The organism is Nonomuraea sp. NPDC050394 (assembly GCF_044459065.1).
Lineage (GTDB): Bacteria > Actinomycetota > Actinomycetes > Streptosporangiales > Streptosporangiaceae > Nonomuraea.
The window spans coordinates 460,342-475,394 of record NZ_JBITIO010000006.1 but is presented as its reverse complement, the minus strand read 5'-3'; the positions used below and the strand labels follow the sequence as shown (position 1 = coordinate 475,394).

Below are 15,053 nucleotides of genomic sequence, written 5' to 3'. Positions count from 1 at the left end.
ACGGGAATGACGGCGGTCATCCGCGTCAGGCCGGTGTGAGGCCGGCGCACCACGTGTTGACCAGGGCGGCGAGCTCGTGCGGGCGGCTGAAGAAGGCGCTGTGGCCGCAGTCCAGGTACAGCCGGTCGGCCGCAGGGTGGAGCCGGGCCGCGTAGAGCTCCTGGGCGCGGCGCGAGACGGCCCGGTCCCGGGTGGTGTGCACGTAGGCGAGGCGGACGCCGTCGGGGAGGCGGTGCCGTACCGGCGTGCCCAGGACGGAGACCGGCTCGGGCGTGAGGTTGCCGACCAGCGTACGGGTGTCGTCCGGCGGCAGGTCGTGGCACAGCAGCAGGCGGGCGAGCGGCGCGGGCATCACGATGCCGCCACGCCTGCCGACGCCGAGCAGGGCGCGCAGGCGGTTCAGGGGCGCCGGGAGCGTGTCGAAGTAGGACTGACCGTCGCGCGGGACGACGGCGGCGACGAACATGGCCCCGCGGATCCGGTCCCCGGCGCGGGCCAGCGCCTGGAGCGCCACGATGCCCGCCAGCGAATGGGCGACGACGACGGCCGCCCGCATGCCGGCCGCGGCGCCGGCGACGGTGTCCGCCCACCCGTCCAGGCCGGCGTCGCGGGGCAGGTCGACGGCCACGGCGGGTAACTCCAGCCGGGGCAGCACCCGTGACCAGCACCACGACCCGTGCATCCCGCCGTGCACGAGGATCACGCCGTCCGCCTTCACCGGCCCTCCGGCGAGGCGTCCATGACCCACATGCGGTGGTCCCACCCGATGTCGCGGGCCGTCCGCACGCGTAGTCCCGCCCGCTCGGCGAGCTCCCCGATACGGCCGGCCGTACGCAGGCCGGAGCCGAAGGCGCAACGCAGCCGCAGATCGTGCAGCACCACGTCGGGGTCGTCGAGACCCTCCGGCCGGAACTCCTCCACCATGACCAGCGTCCCGCCCGCGGGCAGCCTCTTCGCGGTCTCGGCGAGCACCAGTTCGGCGTCCTCGTCGGACAGCCAGGTCAGCGCGTGCGCCAGCAGGATGGTGTCGTCCCCGGCGGGCGGCACCGGCTCCACCGCGGGGACCAGTTCCACCCGCTCCAGCACGTCGGCGTCGAGGATCCGCTCACGCAGCACGCCGAGCGCCGACGGCATCGCCGCGATCCGCACGCGCAGTCCCGGGTCGGCCTTGACCAGGGCGTTGACGATGGTCGCCGCGCCGTTGCCGCCCGCCGTGAGCGACTTCACCGCGGCCCAGTCGTAGGCGCCGAGGACGCCGGGCGCGACCCAGCGGGCGCTCTCCTCGACGGCTTCGCGCGCCGAGCCGCCCAGGCGGGCGTCGGACGGCATCGCGGCCGCCAGCGGCTCGCCCGCATCGGTGCGGTACCCGGCGCGGCCGGTGCGCAGCGTCCGCACCAGCCCGGACAGCGACAGGTCGAGCGCGGCCCGAGCGCCGCCGAGGTGGTACTCCTCGGCCGAGTGGTCGTCCTCGACGAGTTCCTCGCTGACGGGCGTGAGCCGGTACCGGCCGTCGGGCCCGGCGGCGAACACCTCGATCGCGACCAGGTAGTCCATCAGCGCGGTGAGCCCGGCGGGGTCGGTCGAGGTGCGCTCGGCCAGGCCGGCGAGCTCGCGCACGCCGGAGTGGACCAGGTCGACCAGCCCGAGCGTGACCGCCGCCCTGATGGCGAAGCCCGGCGCCAGGTCGGTGAGCTCGTGCAGCCTTTCGTGCGCGCCGTCGTCCTCCTCCGCTGCGGCGTGCGGAGCCTCGCTCAGGCGCCAGTAGCCGGTGATGTGGGTCTGCTCGCGCGGCACCTGGCGCTCGGTGGCGAGGTGGCGGCGCAGTCCCTTGAGGGTGACCGCCTCGCCCGCCGCCCAGGCGAAGACGGTGCCCGGCAGCCAGTCCATCTGCCTGACCGCGCGCTCCAGCAGGTCGGTCGTGCCCGCCGGAGCGCCCCGGCGCGAGAGCCACGTGATGTCGGCGGCGGCCCGGGTCGGCAGGTCCTGGCGGTGCGTGTCGTCGCCGATCTCGATGAAGACCTTCGCCTTGAGGCCTTCCGGCATCTCGGCCAGCCACCTGCCGATCGCGGGCAGCGCGGTCTCGTCTCCGGCGATCAGGATCCAGTCGGCGCCCTCGGGGTGGTGGTGGGACATCTTCGGCCCGGCGATCCAGGCGGTCTGTCCTGGCGTGGCCTGTTCGGCCCAGGATGCCGCGGGGCCGTTGCCGTGCCGTACGAAATCGAAGTCGATCTCCCCGGCGTCGGGGTCGTAGCGGCGCGGGGTGTAGTCCTTGGCGATCGGGCGTTCGCCGGCCGGCCAGTCGAGGCTGCTGATGTTCTGGCGGGGCAGCACGGGAGGGCCCCCGTCATCGGCGGCGAAGAAGAACTTGACGTGGTCGTCGAAGCCCTCCGAACGCAGCGGCGGCAGGTCGAACCCGTCGCGGTGGAAGGCGCGCAGTTGTGCGCCGCCGAGCGTGACGCGCCGCATCCCCGGGGTGACATCCGTGACGCGCAGCACGGTCAGCTCCCTCAGCACGATGGGGAACGTGACGACCGTACGGGGGTTGCGGGTGGGCATCCGCACCGCTCCTTTCTCGTGGCGACACCGCCAGGTTAGGGCGGGTGGCATGGGCGCGATCCAACCAGGCGTCCAGCCCGTGCCACTGTCGCGCACGATCGGGCGGCGGCTTCGACGGCGTGCGCTCTGCCTTGGAGCAGCGGGCGGGTGCGGAACCTACGGTTTCGGCCGTGACGAATCGGCGAGGACGGCGGCTGCTGCGGCAGTGCCTGGTGCGGGTGAGGGCGGATCTGCTGCGCGCGGTCGCCGCGGCGGTGGTCAGGCAGCTCGCCTTCCTGGCCCTGCCGTGGCTGCTCGGGCGGGCGGTGGACCTGGGTGTGCGGGCCGGCTCGCTGCCCGCGGCGGCCGGTTACGCCGGGGCCTTCGTCGTGGTGGCCGCCGCCGAGTACGCGGGCATGCGGGGCTGGCAGAAATGGGCCACGCTGGCCGACGTCCGGGCGGGCGCGTGGCTGCGTACCCGGCTGCTGCGGGCCATTCTGGCGGTCGACACCGAGACGATGCGGCGCGACGCCGGCGGCTTCGGTGACCTGAGCACCCGGGCCACGCGTGACGTCGACACCGTCCAGGTCTGGGTGCACGGGCTCACCACGTGGGTGGTGATCGGCGCCACCGGGCTGGTGCTGGTCCCGGCGATGGCGGGTCTCGACCCGCTGCTGCTCCTGATCGCCGCGCTGACCGTGCCGCTGCTGCTGGCGGTCAACCGGGTCTTCCCGCCGCTGTTCGACCGGCGCGCGGAAGAGCTGGCCCTGGCGCACGGCGGGCGCGGGTCGGTGGCCGAGCACCTGCTGACGGCCCTGCTCCCCCTGCGCGGCGTGGGCGCCGACCGGCTCATGGTCGAGCGCCATCACCGCCACAGCGCCGAGGTGAGCCGCCACACGATGCGCCTGGCCTCGGCCGGCTCCGCCTGGGAGGCCGCGGTCTTCGTCGTGCCCCGGCTGGCGGTCGTGGCCGGGCTGTTCGCGGGCGGGTACGCGGCGCTGGAGGGACGCCTCACCGTCGGCGAACTGACCACGTTCGTGTTGTGGATGGGCACGGTGTCGCTGGCGGTCACCGTCATGACCGCCAGGCTAGGCGACCGGGCCGAGGCGCGCGTCGCGGCCGGGCGGATCGAGGAGATCCTGGCGTTGCCCGGCGTGCCCGAGGGCGGGAGAGCCCTGCCGCGCGCCGGGCTGCTGCGGGTCAGCGGGCTGAGCGTCGAACGGGAGGGCGGGCCCGTGCTCGGCCCGCTGGAGCTGAGCGCCGCGCCCGGCGAGTGGGTCGTGCTCACCGGTGCGACCGGGTCGGGCAAGAGCACGCTCCTGCGGGCCATCGCCCAGTTGGTGCCCTCGACGGGCGAGGCGTCGTTCGGCGGGGTCGCGCTGCGGGGCAGCGACCCCGGCGACCTCTACCGCACGCTCGGGTTCGTCCCGCAGGGGCCGCTGCTGCTGCACGGCACGATCGCGGAGAACCTGCGGCTGAGCGGCGACCACCCCGATCACGAGATCGAGCGTGCCGCGTTCGCGGCCGGGCTCGACCTCGCGCTGAGCGGGCTCGGCGACGGCTGGGACACGCAGGTGGGCGAACGCGGCGGCGCGCTGTCCGGCGGGCAGCGCCAGCTGATCGTGCTGGCCAGGGCGTTGCTGCGCGACTGCCCCGTGCTGCTGCTCGACGACGTCACCTCGGCGCTGGACGCCGGTACCGAAGCACGAGTGCTGGACCGGCTCCGCCGCGCGACGGCGGGTAAGGCGGTCGTCTTCGCCGGCCACTCACCGGCCGTTCTCGCCCGCGCCGACCGGCGGGTCACGCTCGCGGGCGGCACACTCACGCAGGAGCCCACCCATGCCTGACCAGCCCATCCTCGCCGACCTGCCGGACCAGCGGGCCGTCTTCCGCCGGGCGGCGGTGTTCCTGCGCGGGCACCGGCTCGCGCTGGCCGCCGTCGTGGCGCTCAACCTGACCGGAGCCGCCCTGGCGGTCGGCGTGACCGCGGCGATCGGCCGGGTGATCGACGCCGCCGGCGACGGGCGGGCAGGCGCGCTGACCCTGTGGTCGGGGACGCTGCTCGCCCTGGTCGCGGCCGGGGGCGTGCTCGCGTGGTTGTCGCGGTACTGGCTGGTCAGAGTGGGTGAGCACGCCCTCGCCGGGCTGCGCGAGCGGGCCGTTTCCGCGCTCGGCGCGGCTCCGCTGCGCTTCGTCGAGGCCAACCGCAGGGGCGAACTGCTGCGCCGGGTGACCGGAGAGATCAACGGGCTGGGCTCGTTCGCCGGGGCCACGCTGCCCGATCTTGTCACCGGCGCCGCGGTCCTGGTGTTCACCGTGGTGATGCTGGCGGCGTACTCGTGGTTGCTGACCGGGGTGATGCTGGTGACGTTCGTGCCGCCGGCCGTGCTGATCGTGCGCCGGTTCAAGGCTCGGGCCGGCGTGGCGTACGGCGCGGTCGCCGCGGCGGAGGCCACGGTCGCGGCGCGGTTCGCCGAGTCCCTTCCGGCTCAGGAGCAGCTGCGCGTCAACGGCGCCGTGCCGCGCTGGCTGGCGCGCTTCGGCGCCGACAACGACCGGCTGCTCGGCGCGCAGGCGGCGCAGGTGCGCGCCGAGCTGGAGCTCAACCGGCTCGCGCTGCTACAGGCGGCCTGCGTGGCGGTGGTGCTGGCCCTCAGCGCGTGGCTGGTCGGCCGTGACCTGCTCAGCGTCGGCGTGGCCGTCGTGTTCGTCCTGGCCACCCGGGACATCTTCCACCGCTTCGAGGATCTGGCCGCCTCCATCGGCGAGGCGCGGGAGGCTCACGTACGGCTGGCACGCGTACTCGACCTGATCGAGGCGAGCGCTCCCACCGGCGGCGGCACGGACGGCGGCGAGCTGCCCGCACGGGGAGAGCTCACCCTGTCCGGCGTCGGCTTCTCCTACGGCGGCACGCGCACGGCCGTCGCCGGCCTGTCGCTGACCGTCGCGAGCGGCGAGCGCCTGGTGATCGCGGGACGGACCGGCTCGGGCAAGTCCACCGTGGGCAAGCTCATGGCCGGGCTGTACGCGCCCGACACCGGTGCCGTCCGCTTCGCCGGGCACGATCTGGCCGCCGTGGATCCCGCCCGGGTACGGGCCCGCATCGTGCTGGTCCCGCAGGACGTCCTGCTGGTGGACGGCACGCTCGCGGAGAACCTGGCCATGCTGCCCGTCCCCCCGGACCGCCGCCGCGTCGAGGCGGCGCTGGGCGAGCTCGGGCTGGCCGGATGGGTGGCGGCGCTGCCCGGCGGGCTGGACACGAGGGTGGGCACGCACGGCTCGCGCCTGTCGGCCGGGGAGCGGCAGCTGGTGGCCATCGTCAGGGCGGCCCTCGCCGGCCCCGCGGTGCTGATCCTGGACGAGGCGACCGCCGAGGTCGATCACGAGACGGCCGCCATGATCGAGGGGGCGCTGTCGGCCGCGGCCAGCGACCGGACCCTGATCGTGATCGCCCACCGGGCGGGCACGATCGCGCGCGGCCGCCGCCTGCTGTCCATGCCCGCGGGCCTGCTCACCGTCCCCGCGGAGGACGTCAGCCTCCGGCGACCGCCTTCGCCAGGATCGGGGTGAGCTGCTCGACCACCCAGGAGGAGCTGAGCGCGTCGGGGTAGGCGATCGCCGAGGAGAGTGTGTTCTCGGCGGGCACCACCGCGACGTGCTTGTTCTTGACCGCCTCAAGCGATTGGAAGAGCTTGTTGCCCGCCAGCTCAGACGCGCTGAGCAGGCCCTTGTCGCCGAACGGGTAGGTGACCAGGACCACGTCGGCGTCGAGCTGGTCGAGGTTCTCCAGGCTGACCCCGTTGTCCTTGGCGGTGTAGCCGGCCGCGTTGGCGGTCTTGCGCAGGCCGAGATCCTCGAAGATGCCCGGGTCCTGACCGGCGTAGGACATGAACGTGATCTGCTCGGGGTGGACGACGACGTAGGTGTAGGTCTTGCCGCGGAAGGCGGGGTTGGCGGCGGCGGCGTCCGCGATGACCTTGCGGTTGGCGCCGATCACCGCCTCCGCCTCGGCGCTCATGCCCAGCGCCTTGGCGGCCACCTTCAGCCGCTCCTGCCACGGCAGGGTGTCGGCGTCCTTCTTCTGGGCGTAGGTCACCACCGGCGCGATCGGCGCGAGCTTGGCGTAGTCGGTGTCCATTCCCCAGGTGTTGACGCCGAGGATGACGTCCGGCGCCTCGGCGGCGATGGCCTCGTAGTCGGTGCCGTCGGTGTCGTCGTAGGTCTTCAGGCTGCTGACGCCGAGCTTGTCCATGGCCCGCTTCTTGTACTCGGGGATCGCCCCGCCGTCCTCGGCGTCGGGGGTGATCACCGGTACCAGCCCGAGGGCCAGGGCGATGCTGGTGTCTCCGTCGGAGACGGTCGCCACGCGCAGCGGCTTCTTGTCGATGGTGTCCTGGCCCCAGGCGTTGGTGAGCGTCACGGGGTACGCGCCCCCCGCCGGGCCTGCGGCGGCGGCCTTTTCCGCGGGCCGCTCCGGTGCCGAGCAGGCGGTGACCAGGGCCAGGCAGGCCGCGGCCGCCGCGACGAGCTTCTTCATCGGTTTCTCCTTGACAGTGGGAAGATCTGTGGCGTCCCGTCGACGGGGTGGGGCACGACCGCGCAGGTCAGGCCGAACACCTCCGCGACGGTCTCCTCGGTGAGCACGTGCTCGGGCGGGCCCTGGCGCACGATCCGGCCGTCGCGCATGGCGACGATGGTCGAGGCGTACAGGGCGGCCTGGTTGAGGTCGTGGGAGACGAGCACGATGGTCTTGCCGGTGCGCTCGTTGAGCTCGGCCAGCAGGTCCATCACCTCGATCTGGTGGGCGATGTCCAGGTAGGTGGTCGGTTCGTCGAGCAGCAGCGTCGGCGTGTCCTGGGCCAGCGCGAGCGCGATCCACACCCGCTGCCGCTGGCCGCCGGAGAGCTGGTCGACGGGCCTGTCGATCAGCTCTGCGGTGCCGGTGGCCAGCAGGGCGTCGGCGATGACCTCCTCGTCGGCCGCGGTACGGCGCCGGCCGAAGCGGCGGTGGGGGTGGCGGCCCCGCCAGACGAGGTCGCCGACCGTGATGCTCTCCGGCGCGACGGGCGACTGCGGCAGGACGCCGAGCCTGCGGGCCACCTCCTTGGTCGGGGTGGCGTGGATGTCGGCGCCGTCGAGCAGGACCGCGCCGGCGGCGAGCGGCAGCAGCCGGGCGATGGACTTGAGCAGAGTCGACTTGCCGCACGCGTTCGGCCCGACCAGGGCGGTGATCCGGCCGGCGGCGATGCCGGCGGACAGCTCCTTGATGATCAGCGACGTGCCGTAGCCGCTGCTGATCGCGCGGGCTTCGAGCTGGTAGCCCGTGTCGAGCTGGTGGGTCATGAGGGGGCTCCGGTTCCGCGGCGAAGGATCAGCCAGAAGAAATAGGGCGCGCCGAGCAGCGCGGTGAGCACGCCCGTGGGCACGGGGCTGATGACGGGCGCGTGCTGGGCCGGCAAGTCGGCGCCGAGCACGATGACCGCGCCGACGAGCGGTGCCAGGGCGAGCGTGTGCCGTCCGCCGGTCAGCCTGACCGCGATCGGGCCGCTGATCAGCGCCACGAAGCCGATCGGCCCGACCACGCTGGTGGCCAGCGCGGCGGCGCCCGCGCCCAGCAGGAGGGTGGCGACACGGGTTCTGGGCACGGCGGCGCCGAGGCCGGTGGCCAGGTCGTCGCCCAGGACCATGCCGCCCAGCGGGCGGTCCAGCGCCGTGGTGCCCAGCGCGCACAGGACCAGCGCCACGGCGAGGGTGGCGACGCCCTCCCAGCTCACGCCGTTGACGCTGCCGACCAGCCAGCGCATCGCGATGGCGATGCTGTGCTGGTCGGCAGCGGTGAGCACGTAGTTGGTGTACGCGACGCAGACGGCGCTGAGCCCGATGCCGACCAGGACCAGCCGGTAGGTGTCCACGCCCTGGCGCCAGCTGATGGCGTGGATCGCCGCCACCAGCAGGAACGATCCGCACAGCGCCGCCAGCGGGATGCCGAGGGGCAGGGACGGCGCCAGGACCAGGGCGGTGGTGGCGCCGGCTCCGCCGCCGGCCGAGATGCCCACGATGTCGGGTGTGGCCAGCGGGTTGCGGATGAGCCGCTGGTAGAGGGCGCCGGACAGGCCGAAGAGCGCGCCGGACAGCGACGCGGCCAGGGCCCTGGGCAGCCGGTTCTGGAAGACCACGTAGTCGGCCAGGCCGGTACGCAGGCCGAAGGCGGCGGGCAGGATGTCGGCCGGATCGACCCGGCGTGCTCCGCCCAGGAAGATCGCCGCCATCAGCAGGGTGATGAGCAGCGCGCAGCACAGGACGACCAGCGCCGCCAGCCGCCTGACCTGGCCACGCCGCGTACGCCTGATCGTGGCCAGCACGGCGGCACGGCCGGAGGAGCCCGCGCCCACGCGGGTACCGAGCAGGTTCATCAGACGCGCACCAGGTTCCCGCGGCGGGCCAGCCACAAGAAGAACGGCGTGCCGACGACCGCGGTCATCACCGCGACCTGGATCTCCCCGTTGCGCAGGACGAGCCGCCCGGCGATGTCGGCGCCGAGCAGCACCACGGCCCCGCAGGCCATGGACAGCGGGAGCGACCAGCGGTGGTCGGCGCCGACGAGCATCCTGGCGCAGTGCGCGCCGACCAGTCCGACGAAGGCCACGGGGCCGACCGCCGCGGTGGCCGCCGCGCAGAGCAGCACCGCCACGGCCGCGCCGCCCAGCCGCGCCCTGCCGACCTTGACGCCGAGCGCGGCGGCCGCGTCGTCGCCCATGCTGAGCATGTTGAGGGTACGGCCCAGCGGCAACGCCAGCACGAGCCCCGCGAGGACGAACGGCGCGATCTCGTCGAGGATCTCGGCCCGGCCGGTGAGCTGACCCACCGACCAGAACCGCAGGTGGGCGTAGACGGCTTCGTCGCGGACGACGAGCAGGGTGATGAGCGAGCTCATGACGGCGGCCACCGCGACCCCGGCCAGGACGAGCCCGATCGTGGTGCTGCCGATGGCGCTGCGGGTGCCGACGGCGTACACGAGGGCGGCGGCCAGCCCCGCCCCGATCAGCGCCGCCCAGAAGGAGCCGCCCACGCCGGTGATGTCGAAGAACAGAATGCCCAGCACCACGAACATGGCCGCGCCCTGCTCGACGCCGAGGATGCCGGGGTCGGCCAGCGGGTTCGCGGTGAGCGCCTGCATGATCAGGCCGGAGGCGCCGAGCGCGGCGCCGACCGCGAGCCCGAGCAGGGTGCGCGGGATGCGCTCGGTCCACAGGACGTGGCCGTTGTAGCTGTCGCCGCCCGGGTCGGCCAGGACGCGGACGACCTCCAGCGGCGAGATGTCGCGGGCGCCGAGGGCGATGCCCGCGACGGTCACGACGGCCAGGCAGAGGACGGCGAGCAGGGCGACCGCCACGCCGCGGGTGAGCACCGGTTTCGGCTGCTGCGGGGTGTCAGTCATGGGTCATCCTGGGCTCCTAACCTGGCGAACGGCAGATTAGGTTACCCTTACCTTACTCGGGCGGGTCCAACGCGGCGGGCGGCCGCTCACACTCAGGGGCCACCCATCCACGAGGAGGTTGTGCGACCGTGACGGAGACAGTGGCCGCGCCGGAGGTCCTGGCCGACGACGAGTTCGTCGCGGACTGGGGTCATCCGACGCACGCGCACGACTTCCACCAGTTCCTGTACGTCCCGCTCGGGCGCATCACCGTCACCGCGCACGGCTGCGAGCACCGGTTGTCGCCGTCGGTCGGCGTGTGGATCCCGGCGGGGGTGCCGCACAGCGCCAGGTTCGGCCCCGACTCGCTGATCGTCGTGGAGACGTTCGAGACGGATCTGTACCGGCTGCCGCACACCGAGGTCACGACCGTGAACGTCACCGACCCGCAGCGCAGGCTGCTGCTCAGCCGGATGCGCCGATCGGCCCCGGCCGACGACGCGGAGGTGTTCGCCGCGCTGTCGGCCGGCCATCGGGCCAGCCTGCCTCTCCCCCGGCCCAGCAGCCGCGTGGCCTCGGCCGTGGCCGAGCAGCTCAGCCGTACGCCCAGCGACCCGCGCACCGCCGCCGAGTGGGCGAGCAGCCTGCACAGCAGCTCGACGAGCCTGCGCAGGGCCTTCAGGGCCGAGACGGGCCTGGCCTTCTCCGAGTGGCGTACGCGGCTGCGTCTCAACCAGTCCCTGGAGTTGCTGGATCGCGGGCACCTGGTCAGCGCGGTGGCCGCCAGAGTGGGCTTCACCAGCGCGAACGGCTACATCCTGGCCTTTCGCCGGCACTTCGGCCAGACGCCGGGGGCGTACGTGAGACGGTCGGCGGCCCGCTCCGCCTGACCCGCGGGCCGCTCAACGGCGCCTCCAGGGCACGCAGAGGGCGGCGGCGAGGCAGGCGACCGGGATCACCGGCAGCACGTAGCGGTGGTCGAAGTCGAGGACGGCGACCGGGCCGACGAGCAGGCCCATCGCCAGCGCCCAGGGCAGCAGCGCCACGCGCGGCCGGCGGGCCGCCGCCACCGCGCCGAGCAGCAGGATCGCGGCCAGCACCGGGCCGCGCAGATAGGCCCCGTACTGGTAGACGACCAGGAAGTCGGCGTACGGCCCGGCCGACGACAGCCCGCGGATACCGGAGTCGTACTCCTTGCTCACCTTGTCGATCAGCGGCTGTTCGGGCAGGGGCCAGTGGCCCTTGGCGAAGCCGAAGGCCGGGGTGGTGCGGGCGGGGTGGGCGATCGGGGTCCAGGAAAAGGCGATGGAGGTGTCGCGGACCACCTCGCCCAGGTAGTCCAGGGGCTGGGCGAGGATCGCGCGGATCGCGAACGCGCGGGCGAGGTCGTTGTGGGAGAAGCGGTCGCCGGGCAGCTGGTTCAGGGAGGCTCGCGGGGCCCAGACGTACTCGGAGGCGGCGTCCAGCACGGTCGCGTTGGGGCAGAGCCCGGCCTGGTCGGGGGGTGGCTGGATGACGGAACAGTCGGCGAAGGTCATCGTGCGGGCCCACAGGGCGACGCCGTCGGCTCCGCTGATCGCGAATCTGCCGTGGTGCGTGCCGTACCAGGTGGCGTACGCGATCAAGGGCAGGACGCCCGCCAGGGCCAGGGCCGTCAGCCGCCGCCACCCGGCCCGCCGCACCGCCAGCACGATCAGGACCAGCAGCAGCAACGGCAGCGTGATCGTGCGGGTCAGCGCGGCCAGGGCGAACAGCAGGCCCGCCACGACGGCGGCGCGCGTGCTCAGGCGCGGCGACCACATCAGGACGCCCAGACCCGCCACGACCAGCGCGATGAACTGGGTGTCGGACAGGACGGCGTGTTCGAGCCGCAGGAACGAGGCGTCGAGCAACACCGGCACCGTGGCGAGCGTGGCCGCCCAGCCGGGCACCGACCTGCGGCGCAGCACGGCGTAGATCATCACGCCGACGCTCAGGCCCAGGGCGTGCTGGACGGCGGCGACCAGTTCGACGCTGTGGAAGGGCAGCAGCGCCCGCAGGAACAGCGGATAGCCGATCGGGTGGAAGGACGCCGACGGCGCCAGGTGCACGGCGGTGTCGAGGTAGGTGAAGGAGTCGTACCAGTAGAGCCGGGCCGGCCGGTAGCCGAGCATCGTCACCACGCGCAGCGCGGCGGCCAGGGCGAGGAGCACGACGAACGCGCCATGGCCGGCCGGCGCGCCGCGCCGTACCGCCGGGATCACCCGGGTTTGTGTGAGCACGCGTCATCCGATCGGGATCAGGGCATGACGGGACCCGCGCATGGCGGCATGCGCGGTCCCGGACGGGGTCAGGAGCAGGAAGAGGTCAGGAGCAGCCGGGTGTCAGGAGCAGGAAGGTGTCAGGAGCAGGCGGGTGTCAGGAGCAGCCGGCCTTCTGCGGGGCGGGGCCGGGGCGCGGGCCGGTCAGCAGCAGCGCGCGGCCGTCGGCGCTCATCACGCCGTCGTGGACGTACCAGCCCGCGGGCGCCTCGGGCTTGGAGCCGCGCTCGCCGTAGGAGATGAACTCGGGCTCGACGTCGCGGGCGCGGAGCAGCGCCGTGACCTCGGCGACGCTCTTGTTGACGTAGTCCACGCAGTGCAGGGGTTCTCCGGGCATGGCGATGCCGGGTGGCAGGGTGTACCTCTCCCCGGGTTGCGCCCGCCTGCCCAGGATGATTTCCGCCGATTTATCGTAGTTAATCGGCACTTTCAGGCCGGTCGGGCAGCCACCGAACCGGTCGCACGGACCGGGCGCCTCGATCGTCGTGACCGGGCCTTCTCCGGGCACCCGGTGGCCGGCTCTCAGCCGTTCGGAATCGTTGATCACCAGGATGCTGCGCGCCAGGCTCGCCGAGGTCGGCTCGAGTTTGAGCGTGATGCGCAGGCCGCGGGCCCTGAGCTCGGACTCGTAGACGCGGGGATCGGCGAACAGGTCGTTCACCGTGATGACGTAGTGGTCGCCCACCTGGTCGATGTCGAGGGCGGCGGCCGGCGCCTGGCCCAGCCCCACGGCCAGGACGACCGTCATCAGGGCGAGGACCGGCGCCACGAACCGGCGGCGCCGTGAGCGGGCGGGACTCGGGGGTACCGGCTGCGCGGTGATCTGTTCCATCAGTTCGGCGGCCAGCGGGCCCGCGGCGGGCCCGGGGTCGGGCGCGATGCCGGCGACCAGGCGATCGATGCGGTTCATTCACAACGCCCCTTTCGCCAGCGCGATCGCGCGCGAGCCGTAGCGGGCCAGGTCGAGCCCGGACTCCTCGAGTTCCCTGGCCAGTCGTTTGCGGGCGCGGTGCAGGCGGATCCTGGCCGCGCCGCGCGAGCAGCCCAGGACGGTGGCGATCTCCGCCGAGCTCAGTCCCTCCCAGCCGGCCAGGGAGAGCACCTCGCGGTCTTCCGGGCTCAGGCGCGAGAAGGCCTTCCGTACGTCGGTGACGTCCTCCGGCCCGGCGGCCTCCGCCCATTGGGCCAGGTGCAGGCCGAGCCGTTCGACCAGGTCGCCGCGGCGCGACTCGGCCCGGTGGCCGTTGGCCACGACCTTGCGGGCGACGCCGTACAGCCACAGGCGGGCCCTTCGGCCCTCGGGGATGTCGTCGAGGCGGCGCCAGGCGATGGAGAACGTCTCGGCGAGGGCGTCCGCGGCGTCGTCATGGTCGTCCATGCGCCGCCGGATGTACGCCAAGATATCGGGATACTGGGCAGCGTAGATCTCCTCGAAACGCCGTTTGCGATCACGGGGGTCCACGCTGCCTTCTCTCTTCCTGAACACCTACACCGGGTACGTGTCCGGACTCGGCAGAGTGTTTCACCCCAATTCTGGGGACATGGCGGCGTGCCGGTAGTCGGAGAGGTCGCGCAGGCGGCGTACACGCGAGAAGAGCAGGATCAGCGGCACACCGGCGGCCACCACCACGAAGAGCAGCAGGGTGGCCCGGCCGCCGAGAACGCCGGCGACGCCTCCGGCGAGCAGCCCCCCGATCGGGATGGCGCCCCAGGAGACGAAGCGGACCGTCGCCATGACCCGCGGCAGCAGCGCGGGCGGGCTGGCGAGCTGCCGGTAGGTGCGGGTCACCACGCTGAGCACCACCACGCCGGCCGCGAAGACGGCGCTGCCGACGGCGAAGGCGGTGAACCCCGGCACGCCCGTGCCCAGGGGCAGGACGAGCGCCCCGGCCACCGCGACGAACCCGGCGCCGATCAGGGCGCGGGCGCTGCCGAACCGGGCGGTCATCCGGCTGGTCAGCGCGGCGCCGATCAGCGTGCCGGCCCCGTCTGCGGCCAGCAGGATCCCGAGAAGGGCGGGTGAGGCGTGCAGCTCGCGCACCAGGTACAGGGCGAAGAGCGCGTGCTGGGCCCCGCAGACCGCGTTCGCCGCGGTGGCGGCCCACATGCAGGGGCCCATCACCGGGTGGTGCGCGACGAAGCGCCAGCCTTCGACGATCATCGCGCGTATCGGCGGCCACTCGGCGGGGGCTTCGGCCCGCCGTTCCGGCAGGGTGCGCAGCAGCAGCGCGGAGACGAGATAGCTGACCGCGTCCACCAGCAGGGTCGGGACCGCTCCCAGCAACTGGACGACGAGGCCGCCCACGGACGGTCCGCCGAGCTGCGTGACGGCGTGGGTGCCCGAGGTCAGGCTGTTGCGCGACTGCAGTTGTTCCTTGCTCACGATGGACGGCAGGAAGGTCGAGTTGGCGACGTCGAAGACGACGTTCGCGAAGCTGATCACGAGCGCCACGGCCACCAGCTGGGCGACGGTGAGCGCCTGCCACCACCAGGCCAGCGGGACGGAGACGAGCGCCGCGGCGCGGGCCAGGTCGGCGGCGATCTGCACACCGCGCATGGGCAGCCGCTGCACCAGCACCCCGGCGGGCAGTCCGATCACGATCCAGGCGACGTAGCCGGCGGCCACGATCAGGCCCATCTCGAACGCGGAGGCGTCGAGCACCGTCAGGGCGGTCAGCGGCAGCGCCACCCCGCCCACCGCCGAGCCGATCGCGCTGGTGGTGCCGGCGCTCCACCACCGCCAGAAGACGCTCGCCATCCCGGCTTCCCCCTTAGTGAGTTCCATTTTGAAACGCACTATA

General features: G+C 73.5%; 13 protein-coding genes. 3 read left to right on the top strand and 10 right to left on the bottom strand.

Translation table 11 applies throughout. The annotated features are described in order from the left end of the window. Window positions 1-25: 25 nt before the first annotated feature. Both ACIBKY_RS26055 and ACIBKY_RS26050 read right to left on the bottom strand, forming a co-directional pair. Window positions 26-718, bottom strand: a complete 693-nt coding sequence (locus ACIBKY_RS26055; protein ID WP_397100283.1) for an alpha/beta fold hydrolase — start codon at window positions 716-718, stop codon at window positions 26-28. Continuing rightward, complete coding sequence (locus ACIBKY_RS26050) at window positions 715-2,556, bottom strand: SIP domain-containing protein (RefSeq protein WP_397100281.1); 1,842 nt, start codon at window positions 2,554-2,556, stop codon at window positions 715-717. Before ACIBKY_RS26050 ends, ACIBKY_RS26055 begins: the two co-directional genes overlap by 4 nt. Before the next feature lie 170 nt (window positions 2,557-2,726). Between ACIBKY_RS26050 and ACIBKY_RS26045 the strand changes: the two genes are divergently transcribed. Both ACIBKY_RS26045 and ACIBKY_RS26040 read left to right on the top strand, forming a co-directional pair. Beyond that, window positions 2,727-4,382: an ABC transporter ATP-binding protein gene (locus tag ACIBKY_RS26045; RefSeq protein ID WP_397100279.1), complete on the top strand. Its 1,656-nt coding sequence runs from the start codon at window positions 2,727-2,729 to the stop codon at window positions 4,380-4,382. Then, the gene (locus ACIBKY_RS26040; protein WP_397100277.1) at window positions 4,375-6,105 is read left to right on the top strand and encodes an ABC transporter ATP-binding protein; all 1,731 of its coding nucleotides are present in this window, start codon (window positions 4,375-4,377) and stop codon (window positions 6,103-6,105) included. Before ACIBKY_RS26045 ends, ACIBKY_RS26040 begins: the two co-directional genes overlap by 8 nt. On the opposite strand, the gene ACIBKY_RS26035 is transcribed toward ACIBKY_RS26040, so the two are convergent. From ACIBKY_RS26035 to ACIBKY_RS26020, 4 genes are read right to left on the bottom strand one after another with little or no spacing between them, the layout of a single operon-like run. Further along, window positions 6,068-7,072 (bottom strand): ABC transporter substrate-binding protein, encoded by a 1,005-nt coding sequence (locus tag ACIBKY_RS26035; RefSeq protein ID WP_397100275.1) that lies wholly within the window; start codon window positions 7,070-7,072, stop codon window positions 6,068-6,070. The genes ACIBKY_RS26040 and ACIBKY_RS26035 overlap by 38 nt on opposite strands. Then, window positions 7,069-7,878 (bottom strand): ABC transporter ATP-binding protein, encoded by an 810-nt coding sequence (locus tag ACIBKY_RS26030; RefSeq protein ID WP_397100273.1) that lies wholly within the window; start codon window positions 7,876-7,878, stop codon window positions 7,069-7,071. Before ACIBKY_RS26030 ends, ACIBKY_RS26035 begins: the two co-directional genes overlap by 4 nt. After that, window positions 7,875-8,948 carry a FecCD family ABC transporter permease gene (locus ACIBKY_RS26025; RefSeq protein WP_397100271.1) on the bottom strand — a complete coding sequence of 358 codons (1,074 nt, stop codon included), beginning with the start codon at window positions 8,946-8,948 and terminating at the stop codon, window positions 7,875-7,877. Before ACIBKY_RS26025 ends, ACIBKY_RS26030 begins: the two co-directional genes overlap by 4 nt. Then, the gene (locus ACIBKY_RS26020; protein ID WP_397100269.1) at window positions 8,948-9,973 is read right to left on the bottom strand and encodes a FecCD family ABC transporter permease; all 1,026 of its coding nucleotides are present in this window, start codon (window positions 9,971-9,973) and stop codon (window positions 8,948-8,950) included. The genes ACIBKY_RS26025 and ACIBKY_RS26020 overlap by 1 nt, the downstream gene beginning before the upstream one ends. A 128-nt stretch (window positions 9,974-10,101) precedes the next feature. On the opposite strand from ACIBKY_RS26020, the gene ACIBKY_RS26015 reads away from it, so the two are divergent. Then, the gene (locus tag ACIBKY_RS26015) at window positions 10,102-10,842 is read left to right on the top strand and encodes a helix-turn-helix domain-containing protein (protein ID WP_397100267.1); all 741 of its coding nucleotides are present in this window, start codon (window positions 10,102-10,104) and stop codon (window positions 10,840-10,842) included. 12 nt (window positions 10,843-10,854) lie between these two features. Here ACIBKY_RS26015 and ACIBKY_RS26010 read toward each other — a convergent pair whose 3' ends face one another. From ACIBKY_RS26010 to ACIBKY_RS25995, 4 genes are all read right to left on the bottom strand, one after another. Beyond that, window positions 10,855-12,213, bottom strand: coding sequence for a hypothetical protein (locus tag ACIBKY_RS26010; RefSeq protein WP_397100265.1), 1,359 nt, complete (start codon window positions 12,211-12,213; stop codon window positions 10,855-10,857). Between the two features lie 136 nt (window positions 12,214-12,349). Next, window positions 12,350-13,162 carry a hypothetical protein gene (locus tag ACIBKY_RS26005; protein WP_397100263.1) on the bottom strand — a complete coding sequence of 271 codons (813 nt, stop codon included), beginning with the start codon at window positions 13,160-13,162 and terminating at the stop codon, window positions 12,350-12,352. Continuing rightward, window positions 13,163-13,714, bottom strand: coding sequence for an RNA polymerase sigma factor (locus tag ACIBKY_RS26000; protein WP_397100261.1), 552 nt, complete (start codon window positions 13,712-13,714; stop codon window positions 13,163-13,165). It lies immediately after the preceding gene. 60 nt (window positions 13,715-13,774) lie between these two features. Then, window positions 13,775-15,037, bottom strand: coding sequence for an MFS transporter (locus tag ACIBKY_RS25995; protein WP_397100259.1), 1,263 nt, complete (start codon window positions 15,035-15,037; stop codon window positions 13,775-13,777). Between the last annotated feature and the right edge of the window lie 16 nt (window positions 15,038-15,053).

Coding starts and splice junctions, on each gene's coding strand:
- ACIBKY_RS26005 (WP_397100263.1), bottom strand. CDS start 13,162: ATGAACCGCATCGATCGCCTGGTCGCCGGCATCGCGCCCGACCCCGGG.
- ACIBKY_RS26030 (WP_397100273.1), bottom strand. CDS start 7,878: ATGACCCACCAGCTCGACACGGGCTACCAGCTCGAAGCCCGCGCGATC.
- ACIBKY_RS26050 (WP_397100281.1), bottom strand. CDS start 2,556: ATGCCCACCCGCAACCCCCGTACGGTCGTCACGTTCCCCATCGTGCTG.
- ACIBKY_RS26035 (WP_397100275.1), bottom strand. CDS start 7,072: ATGAAGAAGCTCGTCGCGGCGGCCGCGGCCTGCCTGGCCCTGGTCACC.
- ACIBKY_RS25995 (WP_397100259.1), bottom strand. CDS start 15,037: ATGGAACTCACTAAGGGGGAAGCCGGGATGGCGAGCGTCTTCTGGCGG.
- ACIBKY_RS26025 (WP_397100271.1), bottom strand. CDS start 8,948: ATGAACCTGCTCGGTACCCGCGTGGGCGCGGGCTCCTCCGGCCGTGCC.
- ACIBKY_RS26020 (WP_397100269.1), bottom strand. CDS start 9,973: ATGACTGACACCCCGCAGCAGCCGAAACCGGTGCTCACCCGCGGCGTG.
- ACIBKY_RS26040 (WP_397100277.1), top strand. CDS start 4,375: ATGCCTGACCAGCCCATCCTCGCCGACCTGCCGGACCAGCGGGCCGTC.